The sequence below is a fragment of the Streptomyces sp. NPDC090108 genome, from assembly GCF_044747185.1.
Classification (GTDB): Bacteria; Actinomycetota; Actinomycetes; order Streptomycetales; family Streptomycetaceae; genus Streptomyces.
The window spans coordinates 939,483-955,039 of sequence record NZ_JBIVDQ010000003.1 but is presented as its reverse complement, the minus strand read 5'-3'; the positions used below and the strand labels follow the sequence as shown (position 1 = coordinate 955,039).

At 72.9% G+C, this 15,557-nt stretch carries 18 protein-coding genes and 1 riboswitch; of the genes, 9 read left to right on the top strand and 9 right to left on the bottom strand.

Annotated features, from left to right (window positions below; all coding sequences use genetic code 11):
* The 4 genes from ACIPRD_RS14460 to bioB form a co-directional block, all read right to left on the bottom strand.
* Positions 1 to 957, bottom strand: a complete 957-nt coding sequence (locus tag ACIPRD_RS14460) for an ABC transporter ATP-binding protein (protein WP_401563009.1) — start codon at positions 955 to 957, stop codon at positions 1 to 3.
* A 142-nt stretch (positions 958 to 1,099) separates the two neighbouring features.
* Positions 1,100 to 1,816 carry a dethiobiotin synthase gene (gene bioD / locus ACIPRD_RS14455; protein WP_401563007.1) on the bottom strand — a complete coding sequence of 239 codons (717 nt, stop codon included), beginning with the start codon at positions 1,814 to 1,816 and terminating at the stop codon, positions 1,100 to 1,102.
* Between the two features lies 1 nt (position 1,817).
* Positions 1,818 to 3,098, bottom strand: coding sequence for an adenosylmethionine--8-amino-7-oxononanoate transaminase (locus ACIPRD_RS14450; RefSeq protein ID WP_401563195.1), 1,281 nt, complete (start codon positions 3,096 to 3,098; stop codon positions 1,818 to 1,820).
* Between the two features lies 1 nt (position 3,099).
* Positions 3,100 to 4,332 carry a biotin synthase BioB gene (bioB, locus tag ACIPRD_RS14445; RefSeq protein ID WP_401563005.1) on the bottom strand — a complete coding sequence of 411 codons (1,233 nt, stop codon included), beginning with the start codon at positions 4,330 to 4,332 and terminating at the stop codon, positions 3,100 to 3,102.
* 148 nt (positions 4,333 to 4,480) lie between these two features.
* On the opposite strand from bioB, the gene ACIPRD_RS14440 reads away from it, so the two are divergent.
* Positions 4,481 to 5,608 carry an 8-amino-7-oxononanoate synthase gene (locus ACIPRD_RS14440; protein ID WP_401563003.1) on the top strand — a complete coding sequence of 376 codons (1,128 nt, stop codon included), beginning with the start codon at positions 4,481 to 4,483 and terminating at the stop codon, positions 5,606 to 5,608.
* 141 nt (positions 5,609 to 5,749) lie between these two features.
* Here ACIPRD_RS14440 and ACIPRD_RS14435 read toward each other — a convergent pair whose 3' ends face one another.
* On the bottom strand, positions 5,750 to 5,974 hold the full coding sequence (locus ACIPRD_RS14435; protein ID WP_356403465.1) for a DUF397 domain-containing protein: 225 nt from the start codon (positions 5,972 to 5,974) through the stop codon (positions 5,750 to 5,752).
* 9 nt (positions 5,975 to 5,983) lie between these two features.
* Positions 5,984 to 6,844 (bottom strand): helix-turn-helix transcriptional regulator, encoded by an 861-nt coding sequence (locus ACIPRD_RS14430; RefSeq protein WP_356403468.1) that lies wholly within the window; start codon positions 6,842 to 6,844, stop codon positions 5,984 to 5,986.
* A 226-nt stretch (positions 6,845 to 7,070) separates the two neighbouring features.
* Between ACIPRD_RS14430 and ACIPRD_RS14425 the strand changes: the two genes are divergently transcribed.
* Positions 7,071 to 7,529 (top strand): ATP-binding protein, encoded by a 459-nt coding sequence (locus ACIPRD_RS14425; RefSeq protein ID WP_356403471.1) that lies wholly within the window; start codon positions 7,071 to 7,073, stop codon positions 7,527 to 7,529.
* Positions 7,530 to 8,099: 570 nt separating this feature from the next.
* On the opposite strand, the gene ACIPRD_RS14420 is transcribed toward ACIPRD_RS14425, so the two are convergent.
* From ACIPRD_RS14420 to ACIPRD_RS14410, 3 genes are all read right to left on the bottom strand, one after another.
* Complete coding sequence (locus ACIPRD_RS14420; RefSeq protein ID WP_356403475.1) at positions 8,100 to 8,573, bottom strand: C40 family peptidase; 474 nt, start codon at positions 8,571 to 8,573, stop codon at positions 8,100 to 8,102.
* 3 nt (positions 8,574 to 8,576) lie between these two features.
* Positions 8,577 to 8,707, bottom strand: a riboswitch (cyclic di-AMP (ydaO/yuaA leader).
* 434 nt (positions 8,708 to 9,141) lie between these two features.
* Complete coding sequence (locus ACIPRD_RS14415) at positions 9,142 to 9,450, bottom strand: hypothetical protein (RefSeq protein ID WP_356403478.1); 309 nt, start codon at positions 9,448 to 9,450, stop codon at positions 9,142 to 9,144.
* An 8-nt stretch (positions 9,451 to 9,458) separates the two neighbouring features.
* Positions 9,459 to 10,094 (bottom strand): ATP-dependent Clp protease proteolytic subunit, encoded by a 636-nt coding sequence (locus ACIPRD_RS14410; RefSeq protein WP_356403481.1) that lies wholly within the window; start codon positions 10,092 to 10,094, stop codon positions 9,459 to 9,461.
* 245 nt (positions 10,095 to 10,339) lie between these two features.
* Here ACIPRD_RS14410 and ACIPRD_RS14405 point away from each other — a divergent pair, with 245 nt between their 5' ends.
* The 7 genes from ACIPRD_RS14405 (at position 10,340) to ACIPRD_RS14375 (ending at position 15,470) form a co-directional block, all read left to right on the top strand.
* Positions 10,340 to 10,618, top strand: coding sequence for a type II toxin-antitoxin system Phd/YefM family antitoxin (locus tag ACIPRD_RS14405; protein WP_356403485.1), 279 nt, complete (start codon positions 10,340 to 10,342; stop codon positions 10,616 to 10,618).
* A gap of 249 nt (positions 10,619 to 10,867) precedes the next feature.
* Positions 10,868 to 11,170, top strand: coding sequence for an urease subunit gamma (locus ACIPRD_RS14400; protein WP_356403488.1), 303 nt, complete (start codon positions 10,868 to 10,870; stop codon positions 11,168 to 11,170).
* A 10-nt stretch (positions 11,171 to 11,180) separates the two neighbouring features.
* Positions 11,181 to 11,492: an urease subunit beta gene (locus ACIPRD_RS14395; protein WP_401562999.1), complete on the top strand. Its 312-nt coding sequence runs from the start codon at positions 11,181 to 11,183 to the stop codon at positions 11,490 to 11,492.
* A complete protein-coding gene (locus ACIPRD_RS14390) occupies positions 11,485 to 13,206 on the top strand; it encodes an urease subunit alpha (RefSeq protein ID WP_401562997.1) in 1,722 nt (573 codons plus the stop codon). The genes ACIPRD_RS14395 and ACIPRD_RS14390 overlap by 8 nt, the downstream gene beginning before the upstream one ends.
* Positions 13,206 to 13,880 carry an urease accessory protein UreF gene (locus ACIPRD_RS14385; RefSeq protein ID WP_401562995.1) on the top strand — a complete coding sequence of 225 codons (675 nt, stop codon included), beginning with the start codon at positions 13,206 to 13,208 and terminating at the stop codon, positions 13,878 to 13,880. Before ACIPRD_RS14390 ends, ACIPRD_RS14385 begins: the two co-directional genes overlap by 1 nt.
* Before the next feature lie 139 nt (positions 13,881 to 14,019).
* A complete protein-coding gene (gene ureG, locus ACIPRD_RS14380; RefSeq protein WP_401562993.1) occupies positions 14,020 to 14,697 on the top strand; it encodes an urease accessory protein UreG in 678 nt (225 codons plus the stop codon).
* The gene (locus tag ACIPRD_RS14375) at positions 14,694 to 15,470 is read left to right on the top strand and encodes an urease accessory protein UreD (protein WP_401563193.1); all 777 of its coding nucleotides are present in this window, start codon (positions 14,694 to 14,696) and stop codon (positions 15,468 to 15,470) included. The genes ureG and ACIPRD_RS14375 overlap by 4 nt, the downstream gene beginning before the upstream one ends.
* Positions 15,471 to 15,557 lie beyond the last annotated feature (87 nt).

Below are 15,557 nucleotides of genomic sequence, written 5' to 3'. Positions count from 1 at the left end.
TCAGCCCTCCCGCACGGTCGGGTCGTCCTGCTCGCGCAGGACATCGCGCGCCTGCACGCCGTCCGGCGCCTTCGCCCCGTCGCGCGCCTTTCCGCCGTCCGGCGCGTCCTGCCCCGCCGGCTTCTTCCCGTCGTCCGCCGAAGCGGCCACGTCCGGTGAGGCCCCGCCCTCGTCCACGCGCCCGCGCACCACGTCGAACGCCTTCATCCGCTCCAGCACGGCGTCCGCCGAGGGCCGCTCCATCCGGTCCACGATCCGGCCGTCGGCGAGGAAGAGCACCTGATCGGAGTGGGCCGCGGCGCCCGGGTCGTGGGTGACCATCACCACCGTCTGGCCCAGCTCGTCCACGGCGCTGCGCAGAAAGCCCAGCACCTCCAGACCCGCCCGCGAGTCCAGGTTGCCGGTGGGCTCGTCCGCGAAGATCAGTTCGGGCCGCGAGGCCAGCGCCCGCGCGCACGCGACCCGCTGCTGCTGACCGCCCGACAGCTGGGCCGGGCGGTGCGCGAGCCGCCCGCGCAGTCCCAGAGTGTCGATGACCTGGTCCAGCCACTGCTGGTCGGGCCTGCGGCCGGCTATGTCCATGGGCAGGGTGATGTTCTCGGCGGCGTTCAGCGTCGGGATGAGGTTGAACGACTGGAACATGAACCCGATCCGGTCCCGCCGGAGCCGCGTCAGCTCCCGGTCCTTCAGACCCGTGATCTCCGTGTCGCCCAGCCAGACCTGACCGGCCGACACCGTGTCGAGCCCGGCCAGACAGTGCATCAGCGTGGACTTGCCCGAGCCGGAGGGACCCATCACCGCCGTGAAGCGGCCGCTCGCGATCTCCACGTCCACCGAGTCCAGGGCGAGCACGGCCGTCTCGCCCGATCCGTACGCCTTGGTGAGGCCGCGGGCGCGGGCCGCGACCCCGCCGCCGGGCACAACGCCCGGCACGTCCTCCGCAGCAGAAGTGGACAAGACTGCCTCCCCGTGACCTCGACACCCCGACTCGCGAACGGGCCGAGCCTAGTGGGGCCCGACCCGCATGCGAAGCGCTTTACGGTGTCCAGAACTCGAACACCGGTTCCAGAAGCCCGAGTTGGTCACGCGGTGGTGACGGCTACCGCGCCTCCCGATCCCGGAACGCCCCGGCGTCCCAGTTCCCGTCCAGCCGTGCCGCCAGCCAGCCGGGTGCCGCGGCACGGAAGCCGGCGGGCGCGAGGGTGCCCGCCCCGGCCGGGATCGCGCCGAGCAGCGGGGCGTCCGCGACCTCCGGCAGATCGGCGACGTTGCAGCGGGAGGCGAGATCGGGCGAGCCGGGCCAGCTGCCGATCACCACGCCCGCCAACTCGACCTTACGGCGCCGCAGTTCGCGTGCCGTCAGCTCGGTTGAGTTGAGCGTGCCCAGCCCGGCCGGGGCGACGAGCAGCACGGGTGCGCCGAGCAGCGCCGCCGCGTCCGCGAGCGTGCCGCCCTCCGGGTCGAACCGCACGAGCAGCCCGCCCGCGCCCTCGACCAGCACCAGATCGTGCTCGGTGGCCAGCTTGGCCGCCGCCTCGGCCACCTCGTGCGGACGCACCGGGGGCATCCCGGCCCGCCGGGCGGCCGTACCGGGCGCCAACGGCTCGGGGTAGCGCGCCAGTTCGGCCGTCGTCACCGCTCCCGCGAGCCGGGCCACCTCGTCGGCGTCCCCGCGCTCGTCCGGCCGCAGTCCTGTCTGCGCGGCCTTCAGCACGGCGACCGAACGGCCGGCCGCGAGCGCCGCCGCGGCCACGGCCGCGGTGGTGACCGTCTTGCCGATCTCCGTGCCCGTCCCTGAAATCACCAGTACCGGCATGTCATCCCTCCCGCGCCGCGGCGCACACCGCGCGCGCGATCCGTGCCACGTCCGCGTCACCCGTGACGTACGGCGGCATCGTGTAGACCAGATCGCGGAACGGGCGCAGCCACACGCCCTCCCGCACCGCGGCCCGGGTGGCCGCGGCCATGTCCACCTCGTGGTCGAGCTGGACCACCCCGATGGCACCGAGGACCCGTACGTCCCGCACACCCGGCAGCTCCGCCGCCGGGGCGAGGCCCTCGCGCAGGCCCGCCTCGATCCGCTTGACCTCGGTCCGCCAGTCCTGGTCGAGGAGCAGCCCCAGGGACGCGCAGGCCACGCTCGCGGCCAGCGGATTGCCCATGAACGTCGGACCGTGGGCGAGGACCGGGACCTCGCCGCGCGAGATCCCGTCCGCCACCCTCGCGGTGCACAACGTCGCCGCCAGCGTCAGGTAGCCGCCGGTCAGCGCCTTGCCCACACACATGACATCCGGGCTCACCCCCGCGTGCCCGGCCGCGAACAGCTCACCGGTGCGGCCGAATCCGGTCGCGATCTCGTCGAACACCAGCAGTACGTCGTGCGCGTCGCACGCCTCGCGCAGCACGCGCAGGTAGGCGGGGGAGTGGAACCTCATCCCGCCCGCGCCCTGCACCACCGGCTCGACGATCACCGCGGCCAGCTCGTCCGCGTGCCGTGCGATCTCCTCGCGCAGATGCTCCGCGTACGACTCCTCGTACCCGGCGGGCGGCGCGTCGGCGAACACCTGGCGGGGCAGCACCCCGGACCACAGCTCGTGCATCCCGCCCTCGGGGTCGCACACCGACATCGGCTGCCACGTGTCACCGTGGTAGCCGCCGCGCCAGGTCAGCAGGCGCTGTTTGCCGGGGCGGCCGAGGGACCGCCAGTACTGGAGGCACATCTTCACCGCGACCTCGACCGACACCGAGCCGGAGTCGGCGAGGAACACGTGCTCCAGGCCGTCCGGCGACAGGTCGACGAGGAGCTTCGCCAGCCGCACGGCGGGCTCGTGCGTGAGCCCGCCGAACATCACATGGCTCATCCGCCCCAGCTGCGCGTGCGCCGCCTCGTTGAGGACAGGGTGGTTGTAGCCGTGGATCGCCGACCACCAGGACGACATGCCGTCGATCAGCTCGCCCGAGCCGTCCGCGAGCTTCAGCCGGACCCCGCTCGCCGACTCCACGACGAGCGGGTCCACGCGTCCGGGCATGGGGCCGTACGGGTGCCACACGTGCCGGCGGTCCAGTTCGAGCAGTTCGGGAACGCCGATGCGGGGCAGGTCAGGCATTGGGCGCGACATCCGTTCCGGCACCCCGGCGGCGCACGGCGACGAGATCGGTGCGCGGCTCGGCGGCGGCGGGCACGGAGGCCGTACCGCACACCCCGCCACCCGCGTGCGACCCGCACCCGGCGCCGCCGTCCACCTCGCCGTCCGCCTCGCCGCCGCAGCCCGCCTCACCGTGTCCGCCGCAGCCGGCCTCCGCCCGCGTACCGCACCCGCCGCCGGCCGCCCGGTGCTCGGGCAGGGTCACCTCGCCGGCGCCCTCCACCTCGAACCCGGCGTCGGCGATCATCTCCAGGTCGGCCTTGCCCGCCTGGCCCTCGCTGGTCAGGTAGTCGCCGAGGAAGATGGAGTTGGCCAGGTGCAGCGCGAGCGGCTGCATCGTGCGCAGGTGGACCTCGCGGCCGCCCGCGATGCGCACCTCCACGTCCGGGCAGACGAAGCGGACCATCGCCAGGATGCGCAGGCAGCGCTGCGGGGTGAGGTTCCACTCCTTGGCGAGCGGGGTGCCCTCGAACGGGATCAGGAAGTTCACCGGAACGGAGTCGGGGTCCAGCCCGCGCAGCGAGAAGACCACGTCGACGAGGTCCTCGTCGCTCTCGCCCATGCCCGCGATCAGGCCCGAGCAGGCGGACAGTCCGGCCTCGTGCGCCTTGCGCACCGTGTCCACCCGATCGGCGTACGTGTGGGTGGTGGTGATGTCGCCGTAGGTGGCCTCGGAGGTGTTGAGGTTGTGGTTGTAGGCGTCGGCGCCCGCCTCGCGCAGGCGTTCGGCCTGGCCGTCGGAGAGCAGGCCCAGACAGGCGCACACCTCGACGCCCTCGTTGCCGTCCTTGATGGCCTTGATGGTCTCGGAGACCCGGTCGACGTCCCGGTCCGTCGGGCCGCGCCCGGACGCCACCAGGCACACCCGCTTGGCGCCCCCGGCGAGGCCCGCGGCGGCCGCCTCGGAGGCCTCACCGGGCTTGAGCCAGGTGTACTTCAGGATCCCGGCCGTGGAGCCGAGCCGCTGGGAGCAGTAGGAGCAGTCCTCGGGGCACAGGCCCGACTTGAGGTTGACCAGGTAGTTGAGTTTCACGCGCCGGCCGAACCACTGCCGGCGCACCTTGCCGGCCGCGGCCACCACGTCGAGCAGGTCGTCGTCGGAAGTGGCGAGTACGGCGAGCGCTTCCTCGCGGGTCGGCAGTTCGCGCCGAAGCCCCTTTTCCACCAGCGTGTTCAGCAGGTCCATGAGGCCCGATCCTGTCCTACGGGACCGGTCCCGGCCAAGGAGACATCGGACAACGGAGCAGGTTCACCGTGTGGGTATTGCCACATCATGGGTGCCCGTCCGGACCGCTATGGTCTGTCCGCAACCTACAAATGCCTCCGGAGGAGTCATGGCGTTCGGCTGGATCGACGAACAGGCCGAGGCGCGCCGTCGCGCCGGGCTGCAGCGGACCCTGCGCCCGCGCCCGGCCGGCTCCCCGCTGCTGGATCTGGCGAGCAACGACTACCTGGGCCTCGCCCGCCACCCCGAGGTCATCGAGGGCGCGGCCGCGGCCGCCCGGACCTGGGGCGGCGGCGCCACCGGCTCCCGCCTCGTCACCGGTACCACCGAGCTGCACACCGAGCTGGAGCGCGAGCTGGCCGAGTTCTGCGGTTTTGAGGCGGCGCTGGTCTTCTCCTCGGGGTACGCCGCCAACCTGGCCGCCGTCACCGCCCTCGCCCCGCACGGCTCCCTGATCGTGTCCGACGCGGGCAACCACGCCTCGCTCATCGACGGCTGCCGGCTCGCCCGGGGCACCGCCCAGGTCGTGGGACACGCCGATCCGGACGCCGTGGACAAGGCGCTGGGCACGCACGGGGGAGCGGCGGTCGTCGTCTCCGACACGGTGTTCTCCGTCGACGGCGACGCCGCCCCGCTGGGCGCGCTGGCCGGGGCGTGCCGGGCGCACGGCGCCGGTCTGGTCGTGGACGACGCCCACGGGCTGGGCGTGCTGGGCGACGGCGGCCGGGGCGCCGCCCACGCCGCCGGGCTGGCCGGCGCGGAGGACGTGGTCGTCACGGCCACCCTGTCCAAGTCCCTGGGCAGCCAGGGCGGCGTGGTCCTCGGACCGGCGCGGGTGATCGGCCATCTGGTCAACGCGGCCCGTACGTTCATCTTCGACACCGGCCTCGCCCCCGCGGCGGCGGGCGCGGCGCTGGCGGCACTGCGGCTGCTGCGGCGCGAGCCCGCACGGGCCGCCCGCGCCCGCGCGGTCGCCGCCGAGCTGCACGCCCGGCTGACCGCCGCGGGCCTGGAAGCGGTACGGCCGGACGCGGCGGTGGTCTCCGTGCGGGCCCCGTCGCCGGAGCAGGCCGTGCGCTGGGCCGCCGACTGCCGTACGGCGGGTCTGGCCGTGGGCTGTTTCCGTCCTCCTTCCGTACCCGACGGCGTCTCACGGCTGAGGCTGACCGCCCGCGCGGACCTCTCCGGGGCCGAGATCGAACGCGCGGTACGGGTGATCGGCGCGGCACGGCCATGAACCGTGGGAACACGGCCGGGCATCGCACGAGAGCGATCGAATCCGATCGGTTCGGTTGGAACTTCTAGCGGTCGGGGTCGGTCCGCCGATGGCCGGCGAGCGGGCGACCGGGCGTTCCGCCGCGGTCGACGGTGATTCCGCTTACCGCAGTGCCGCGACGAAGCCCGCCCAGCTCCCGGGGGAGAGGAGCAGCGCGGGCCCGGCCGTGTCCTTGGAGTCGCGCACGGCGATCCGGCCGGCCCCGGGGCCGGAGCGCGGACGGGCCGTCTCCACGCAGTTGTTCGCTCCCGTGCTGTAGCTGCTGCGCAGCCAGCGCACGTCGTGCAGATCGGTACTGGCAGGGACGTTCCGAGGCAGAGCGGTCATGGTGCCTCCTTACGCGCCGTCACCTATCCCGGCGATGTAATCCAGCGAGTCCTCGGGTGAAAGGGCGTGGATCCTGAGGGTGTCGAAGGCCTCCGCATACGCCTGGAGGTCTTCTTTCCGTTCCAGATAGAGGCTACTCGTCAACTGGTCGAGAACGACAACGTCCAGATCAGAAGTGCTCGGAAATGAGAAAATAACGAAAGGCCCGGTGAGGCCGACATGCGCCCCCGCCCCGAACGGCAGCACCTGCAGGCGCACCTGAGGCAGCCGCGCGGCCTCCAGCAGCCGCCGCAGCTGACGTTCCATCACTTCGGGGCCGCCCACCTCGCGCCGCAGCACCGCCTCGTCCAGGACGGCGTCGAGCCTCAGCGGCGGGTCGGCGCGCAGCACGTCCTGCCTGGCCAGGCGCACCTCCACCAGCGCGTCCAGCCGCTCGCCGGTCACGCCCTCCACCGCCGCCCGGGTCACCGCCCGCGCGTACTCCGGAGTCTGCAGCAGTCCCGGCACCACCGTGGTCTCCAGGGTGCGCATCCCGCTCGCCTGCGACTCCAGGCTGATGAAGTCCCGGTAGGTCGGCGGCAGCACCCCGCGGTACGCGTGCCACCAGCGGTGCCGGCCGCCGGCGTCCTCCGCGCCGGCCAACATCTGCAACAACTCGCGCAGTTGTCCGTCCCGCACCCCGTAGGCGTCCAGGAGTAACCGCACATCGGCCGGTTTCACGCCACTCGAACCGGTCTCGATGCGGCTGACCTTCGACTGGTGCCAGCCCACCAGACGGGCCGCGTCGCCACTGGTGAGTCCGGCCCCCGCGCGCAGCGCGCGCAGTTCGGCTCCGAGTTTGCGGCGTCGCACCGCCGGACCGTTCTGCATGGGCTCCTCCTTCATACTCCCCGGGGACCACCCCGACACCGTCTCTCGTCGCAGAGTTCACCGCTTCGAGCGACAGATATATGCACATCCTGATGGATCGGTCCCCCGACCGGGTCCGATGATGGCAGTCTGACGAGGAACCACCAGTGCGGGACCCCCGAACCCCTCCGCTCCCTGCCGGACCGCGGTTCCCGGAGAAGTCCCGTGGGAAAGGGGCGACGTCGCCATGGCAGACCACCTGGAAGCATCCGTCACTCTGCCGAGCGATCCCGCCTCGGTCGCCGCGGCCCGGACCTATGTCGTGGCCACCCTGGCGGAGTGGGGCCTGCCGTCCGACACCGAGACCGCCGACACCGTGCGGCTCATCGTCTCGGAACTCGCCACCAACGCCGTCCAGCACACCTTCGGCCAGTCACCCACCTTCACCGTCGACATGGTCCTCGACCGCGACGAGCGCCTGCGCGTCGGAGTGACGGACAGTCATCCGCGCCTGCCGAAGAGACTGCCCGCCGCGGTCCAGCAGGACAACGGACGCGGCATGGTCATCATCCGCTGCCTCACCGCCGAATGCGGGGGCAGGCTGCGCATCCGCCCCACCCGGGAGGGCGGCAAGACCGTCTCGATCGAACTGCCCTGGACGGTCCCCGCGGGGCCGCTGACGGCCGCGGGACAACAGGAGCCGTAGCTCCGCCGGTGCGGCCGGCGGCGCCCGCACGGGCAGAGGCGTGGACCTCGGGCGCGGTGCTGGTGCGGGCAGAGGCGTGGACCTCGGGCGCGGGGCTGTGTGCGGGCAGCGGTGTGGATCTCGGGCGCGGGACTGCGCGGGAGCGGGGGGTGAGGTTCTCGGGCGCGGTGCTGTGCGGGGGCGGGTGGTCGCGCGGCCGGGCGTACGAGTGCGCGGGAGGGCGTACGGGAGCACGACACGCGGGCGGCCGCGGCGGCGAGCCGTCACCACGCGCGGGTCCGCCGGACGCGGTCCGCGCGACGCTCGCCGAGACGTGCCCCGGGATCTCGCCGTAGCCGTAGCCGTAGCCGTGGCCGTAGTCGCAGTCCCGGCCGTGCCGCGGCCGTCGTTCCCGTCGGCGGCGCGTGGCCCTGGGGGTGCGCCCCCGATGCGCGAGGCGCCCCACGGCGGCTCCACAGCGGCCCAGGGCGGTGCGCGGGGGCCCAGGGCGGTGCGCGGCCGGTCTCCGTGGCCGTGCCGCCGGTCCCGGAGCGGCCCCGTCGCGGGAGCCGCTCCGGTGCGGCGGCCGGGTCAGCTGACCCGGCCGTACCAGACGCTCTTGGTCCAGATCTTCTCCAGGCGTACCACCGATCCTGTCTTCGGGGCGTGCCAGATCTTGCCCTTACCGGCGTAGATACCGACGTGGTAGACGCTGGAGCCCGAGTGGAAGAAGACCAGGTCGCCCGCCTTGCGGTGGCCGGCGGAGACGTGGTGGGTCTTGTTGTACTGCTGGGCGGCGGTGCGGGGGAGGCTCTTGCCCACCTTCTTGAACGAGTACAGCGTCAGCCCTGAGCAGTCGAACCGGCGGGGGCCGGTGGCCCCGTAGCGGTACGGGGCGCCCTTCTTGGAGGCCGCGACCTGGAGTGCCTTCGTGGCCATGGTCGCGGCCGAGGCGTCGGCGGACAGGCCGGGCACCGCGATCGAGCCACCCACGGCGGCGAGGGTGAGAGCCGAGGCCGTACCGGCCCTGGCCATCAGCGACGGGACACGATTGAGCGCAGTCATGCGCAACCCTTCGTCAGCCGCCTGTGAAGGATGACCTGTCGGATTCGGGCTGGCGAAGTTGCCCGGCCGTGTCGCCACGGCTTCACCCCAAGGGCTGCTCGGCGCGTGCGCCCGCCTCTCGGCGGACGTCCGTCCCGGCGGCCCGTCTTGCTCGGGTCCTCCACTCCTGCCGATCCACTCCTGTCGACCGGTCATCCGGGCGGCGGCAGGACTCGGCGTCCGCCCGGATCGCCCCGCCATGGTGGCGGGGGCTTGTCGTCAGACAGGGATCTTGGCTCACCGTGGTGCGAAAATCCCAATGGAACCGGGGATTTGTGGCGTTCCTCACCACTCGCCCGTTCGGGTGGACACTAGTGCGTTCGAGGCGCCGTCAGATCGCCTGCGTAGGCGCCGACCTGCGGCGCAGCCCCCTCGTAGCCATACGGAAAATGCCGGCTGCGCAACTCAGGGGACCAGGAAAACGTTCCGGAGATACACCGGTCGGCGGTCCGTCGTTCGGGCCGTTTGGCGTCCGGCGGGGCGGGTTTCCCGACGCGAGGGGCCGACGCGCCCGGAGCGCGTGTCCGGGTCAGCGGACGCAGTCGGGCGGGAGCACGACGCGCGCGGTGCGGCGCTCACCGTCCAGCACCCGCAAGGCCCGTGCCAGCGTGTCCCCGTGCAGCTCCGTCTCGCCCCGCCGGTGCATCAACGCGAGGGCGTCGCGCAGCTCTGTCACCTTGCGCACGAGGGCCTGCGCCGCGCGCAGACTCTGATAGGTCTGGCCCTCGTGCGCCGGATTGATCCGGCCCAGCAGCTCGGCCGCCTCCAGATAACGGTCGATCACATCGCCCTCGGCGCGGGTCAGCGCGGGCAGCGGCGGCAGGTACTCCGGTGTCATCGCCCGCCTCACCTCGCGCCCGGCGCGCCGGACACGCCGTCGCGGGTCGAGACGATCCCGTCCACCAGCCCGAACTCCCGCGCGCCCCGGGCGTCCAGCACCAGTTCGCGCTCCAGGTCCTTGTGCAGTTGTTCGGAGGTCCGGCCGGTGTGCGTCGCCAGCAACTGCTCCATCAGGGAACGTGTGCGGGTCATCTCGTCGGCCTGGATGAGGAGATCGCTCGGCTGTCCGTGGGCCGGTTCGATCAGCGCGGGCTGTTCGAGCACCACGCGGGCGCCCGGCAGCGCGAACCGCTTGCCCGGGGTGCCGGCCGCGAGCACCACCGCCGCCACCGACACGGCCTGGCCCAGGCAGTAGGTCTGCACGTCGCAGGTGACGTACCGCATCGTGTCGTACACCGCCGTCATGGCGTGGAACGAGCCGCCCGGGCAGTTGACGTACAGCGTGATGTCCCGGTCCGGGGAGGCGTGTTCGAGCTGCATGAACTGCGCGATCACGTCCGTGGCGGCCGTGTCGTCGAGCGCCGTCCCGAGGAAGACGACCCGGTTCTCGAACAGCTTCCCGTAGGGGTCGAGCGTGCGCTGTCCCATGCTCCCGCGCTCGCTGAACTCGGGCAGGACATGACGGGCGGACGGACGGCTCATGGGCGTACCTCTCTTCACGACAGGACCGACGGCGACCTCGCTTCTGTGAGAAATGTACAGGACGTACGGACTGTGGGTGAGAGTGTCGTGCCGTCAACACCGCGCCACATGAGCCTGGTTGGACGGTCGTGCCGCCGTTCGGGCCGTCTGCGAGGGAGTGCGTCCGCTCCGGTCCGGGCGTTCCCCGGTTCTCCGGTTTCGCCGGGAACCGGGGAACGCCCCGGGGTGCGCCGTAAGGTGGAGGCATGGCCTACGAGATCCCGGTGACGCAAGCCAGGGCTGAGCTCGCCGATCTGATCAATCGCGTGGTGTACGGCGGTGAGCGTGTCGTGGTGACCCGGCACGGTCGGCCGCTCGTCGCACTGGTCTCGGCCGCCGACCTCGAACGGCTGGACGCGCTGGACGAACCGGCCGCGGAGCAGGTCGTCAGCAGCGTGTCCGGCATCCGCGCGGCCGAGCACGCGGCCCCCGAGCGGCAGCGGTTCGGGATCGCCGCCGAACACCGGGGGACGGGCCTCTCCTAGGAAGGCGCCCAGGGAGACACCCCTGGGCCCCCACCCCTCAGCCCACGCCACTGGACCTGTCCGGCGGCCGGGGTGTCGTTAACGTCCTCGAAACCCCGGCGAACTAGCCTGCCCCTCCACGCCACCAGGGGTTCTGTCCGGCCGAGTTGAACACGGCGGGGCGTTTTCCCCGTGTGTTACCAGTGACCCGTCGTGGTGGCCGCGGCAGCCGGACCCCGCACGGTCCGGAGCGAGGATGTGAGGTGGGACGTGCAACTGACCCCGCACGAGCAGGAGAGGCTGCTGATCCACGTGGCGGCCGACGTGGCCGAGAAGCGCCGGGCCCGCGGGCTCCGGCTCAACCACCCCGAGGCCATCGCCCTCATCACGTCGCACATCCTGGAGGGCGCGCGCGACGGCCGTACCGTCGCCGAGCTGATGTCCTCCGGCCGCAAGGTCCTCACCCGCGACGACGTCATGGACGGCATCCCCGAGATGATCCACGACGTCCAGGTCGAGGCGACCTTCCCGGACGGCACCAAGCTCGTCACCGTGCACGAGCCGATCGTCTGAGGGGTCCGTCATGATTCCCGGAGAGGTGCTGTTCGCCGACGGCCCGGTCGTCTTCAACGAGGGCCGCGAGGTCACCCGGATCACCGTCCTCAACGCCGCCGACCGGCCCGTCCAGGTCGGCTCCCACTACCACTTCGCCGAGGCCAATCCCGGCCTGGAGTTCGACCGGGGCGCGGCCCGCGGCAAGCGGCTGAACGTCGCCGCCGGCACGGCGGTGCGCTTCGAGCCCGGCATCCCCGCCGAGGTCGGGCTCGTCCCCCTCGCGGGCGCCCGGATCGTGCCCGGCCTGCGCGGCGAGACCGGAGGCGCCCTCGATGCCTGAGATCTCCCGCGCCGCCTACGCCGACCTGTTCGGCCCCACCACCGGCGACCGCATCCGGCTCGCCGACACGAGCCTGCTGATCGAGATCGAGGAGGACCGCTCCGGCGGCCCCGGCACCTCCGGCGACGAAGCGGTCTTCGGCGGCGGCAAGGTCATCCGCGAGTCGATGGGCCAGTCCCGGGCCACCCGCGCCGACGGCACCCCCGACACCGTGATCACCGGCGCCGTCGTCGTCGACCACTGGGGCATCGTCAAGGCCGACGTCGGCATCCGCGACGGGCGGATCACCGGCATCGGCAAGGCCGGCAACCCGGACACCATGGACGGCGTCCACCCCGACCTCGTCATCGGCCCCGAGACCGAGGTCATCGCGGGCAACGGGCGCATCCTCACCGCCGGCGCCATCGACGCGCACGTCCACTTCATCTGCCCCCGGATCGCCGACGAGGCGCTGGCCTCCGGTGTCACCACCCTGGTCGGCGGCGGCACCGGCCCGGCCGAAGGCTCCAAGGCGACCACCGTGACCCCGGGGCCCTGGCACCTGGCCCGCATGCTGGAGGCGATGGAGGCCTACCCGGTCAACGTCGGCTTCCTCGGCAAGGGCAACACCGTCTCGCACGAGGCGATGCTGTCGCAGATCCGCGGCGGCGCGATGGGGCTGAAGCTGCACGAGGACTGGGGCTCCACCCCGGCCGTCATCGACGCCGCGCTCACCGTGGCGGACCGCACGGGCGTCCAGGTCGCCATCCACACCGACACCCTGAACGAGGCCGGCTTCGTCGGCGACACCCTCGCCGCGATCGCGGGCCGGGGCATCCACTCGTACCACACCGAGGGCGCCGGCGGCGGGCACGCGCCCGACATCATGAGCGTGGTCTCCCAGCCGCACGTGCTGCCCAGTTCGACCAACCCCACCCGGCCGTTCACCGTGAACACCGCCGAGGAACACCTCGACATGCTGATGGTGTGCCACCACCTCAACCCGGCCGTCCCCGAGGACCTGGCCTTCGCCGAGTCCCGCATCCGGCCGTCCACCATCGGCGCCGAGGACATCCTCCACGACCTCGGCGCCATCTCGATCATCTCCTCCGACTCCCAGGCCATGGGACGCGTCGGCGAGGTCGTCCTGCGCACCTGGCAGACGGCCCACGTGATGAAGGGACGCCGGGGCGCCCTCCCGGGCGACGGACGGGCCGACAACCGGCGGGTGCGGCGCTACGTCGCCAAGTACACGATCAACCCGGCGCTCGCCCAGGGCCTCGCCTCCGAGATCGGCTCCGTCGAGACCGGCAAGCTGGCCGACCTGGTGCTGTGGGAGCCCGCGTTCTTCGGGGTCAAGCCCCTGCTCGTCCTCAAGGGCGGCCAGATCGCCTACGCGCAGATGGGCGACGCCAACGCCTCCATCCCGACCCCGCAGCCGGTCCTGCCCCGGCCCATGTACGGCGCGATCGGGCGGGCCCCGGCCGCCAACTCCGTCAACTTCGCCGCTCCACTCGCGATCGAGGACGGGCTGCCCGAACGGCTCGGCCTGGGCAAGAGGTTCGTGGCGATCGAGTCCACGCGGGCGGTCACCAAGGCGGACATGCGCGAGAACGACGCCCGGCCCGAGGTGCGGATCGAGCCCGACAGCTTCGCGGTGTACATCGACGGCGAGCTGGTCGAGGCGGCACCCGCCGCCGAACTGCCCATGGCTCAGCGTTACTTCCTCTTCTGATGTCCAGGGCCGCACTCCTCGTCCTGGCCGACGGCCGCTTTCCCGCCGGAGGGCACGCGCACTCCGGCGGGGCCGAGGCCGCCGTCAAGGCGGGACGGATCACCTCGGCCGCGGGCCTGGAGGACTTCTGCCGCGGACGGCTGCACACCGCCGGACTCGTCGCCGGTGCGCTGGCGGGCGCCGCCGTCCTCGGCACGGACCCCCGTGAACTGGACGCGGCGGCGGACGCCCGTACGCCGTCGCCCGCCCTGCGCGCCGCCGCACGCCGGCTCGGACGGCAGCTGCTGCGCGCCGCGCGGGCGAGCTGGCCGTGCGCCGAACTGGACCTTCTGGCACGTGAGTTCCCCAAGGGAGCCCATCAGCCGGTCGTCCTCGGCGTCGTGGCCAGGGCCGCGGGGCTGGCGCCCGAGGACGCGGCGTACTGCGCGGCGTACGAGAGCGTGAGCGGACCGGCCACGGCCACCGTGCGCCTGCTGAGTCTCGACCCCTTCGAGGTGACGGGAGTCCTGGCGCGGCTCGCGCCGGAGGTGGACCGGGTGGCGGGCGCGGCCGTCGAGGCGGCCCGCCGGGTCGGCACAGTGGGGACCGACGCGGTGCCGGCCGTGTCGGGACCACTGCTGGAGATCGGGGCGCAAGGGCACGCGGGCTGGCCGGTACGGCTGTTCGCCTCGTAGCGGGTGCCTTCCGGCGGGAGGGGCTCCCCGCGCGAGCGCCCGGATCCCCGCATCCGCGAAGGCCTGAACCCCCCGTGCACCACCGGCCGTCGGCCGGCCCGGCATCCCCCACAGCAGACCCCGAACGAAGGAGCCGTACATGCACCTCGACCACACCCACGACGGCCCGTCCGCCGTGAGCGCCGACGCCCGGCGCCCCGACGGGACCCGGCGCGCCCTGCGCATCGGACTCGGCGGCCCGGTCGGCTCGGGCAAGACCGCCACGGTCGCCGCGCTCTGCCGGATCCTGCGCGACGAACTGTCCCTGGCCGTCGTCACCAACGACATCTACACCCGCGAGGACGCCGAATTCCTGCTCCGGGAAGCGGTGTTGCCGCCGGAACGGATCGCCGCCGTGGAGACCGGCGCCTGCCCGCACACCGCGATCCGCGACGACATCTCCGCCAACCTGGAGGCCGTGGAGGATCTGGAGGACGAGGTGGGGCCGCTGGACCTGATCCTCGTCGAGTCGGGCGGGGACAATCTGACCGCCACCTTCTCCAAGGGGCTGGTGGACGCGCAGATCTTCGTCATCGACGTGGCCGGCGGGGACGACATCCCGCGCAAGGGCGGCCCGGGGGTCACCACGGCGGACCTGCTCGTCGTCAACAAGACCGACCTCGCCCCGCATGTCGGCTCCGACCTCACCCGGATGGCCGCCGACGCCAAGGCGCAGCGTGCCGAACTCCCCGTCGTGTTCCAGTCGTTGCGAGGCGAGAGCGGGGTCGCGGACGTGGCGGTCTGGGTCCGGGAGCGGCTCGCCGCGTGGGCGACGTGACGGCGGCCGGTGTCCGGGCCCGCGCCCGGATCCTGGCCCGCGCCGACGGACGGGGCGGAACGGCCCTTCCGGTGCTGGACGGCGAGGGCCCGCTCGCGCCGCGCCGCACCCGCGCGAGCGGCTCCGAGGCGCGGGTCATGATGGTCGGTGCGATGAGCGGCCCGCACGGCGGTGACCGCTTCTCGGTCGGGGTGCGGGTGGAGGAGGGGGCACGGCTGCATGTCGGATCCGCCGCGGCCACTCTCGCCCTGCCGGGTCAGCACAAGGGCGAAGCCCGGTACGACGTACGGCTCGACGTCGCCGACGGAGCCGAACTGCACTGGATGCCGGAGCAGTTGATCTCGGCGCGGGGAAGCGACCTGCACGTCGTCACACGGGCCGAACTCGGCACCGGGGCGAGCCTGGTGCTGCGCGAGGAGCAGGTGCTGGGACGGGCCGCCGAGGAACCCGGGCGGCTCACCAGCCGGCTCACCGTGCGCGTCGGCGGCCGGGCCGTCCTGGACCAGGAACTGTCCTGCGGTCCCGGGGCGCCGGGCGGCTGGGACGGCCCCGCCGTGCTCGGCGGGTACCGTGCGGTGGGGCAACTCGTCGTGGTGAGGCCCGGGTTCGCCGCGCATCCGGTCGCCGCGAGGATGCTGGGGGAGAGGGCGGCGATCATGCCGCTGGCCGGCCCCGCCGTGCTCGTCAGCGCCGTCGCGTCCGACGCGCTCGGTCTGCGGCGGACCCTGGACGAGGCCCTGACCTGGGTGTCCACGGGCACGGCCGAGAACTGAACGTGCCGTTCCGCCGACGCCCCGCTCAGCGAGACCTGAGCATCCGTTTATCGGATTGGTAAAGATGGCGGGCTTCCCCTGTTCTCA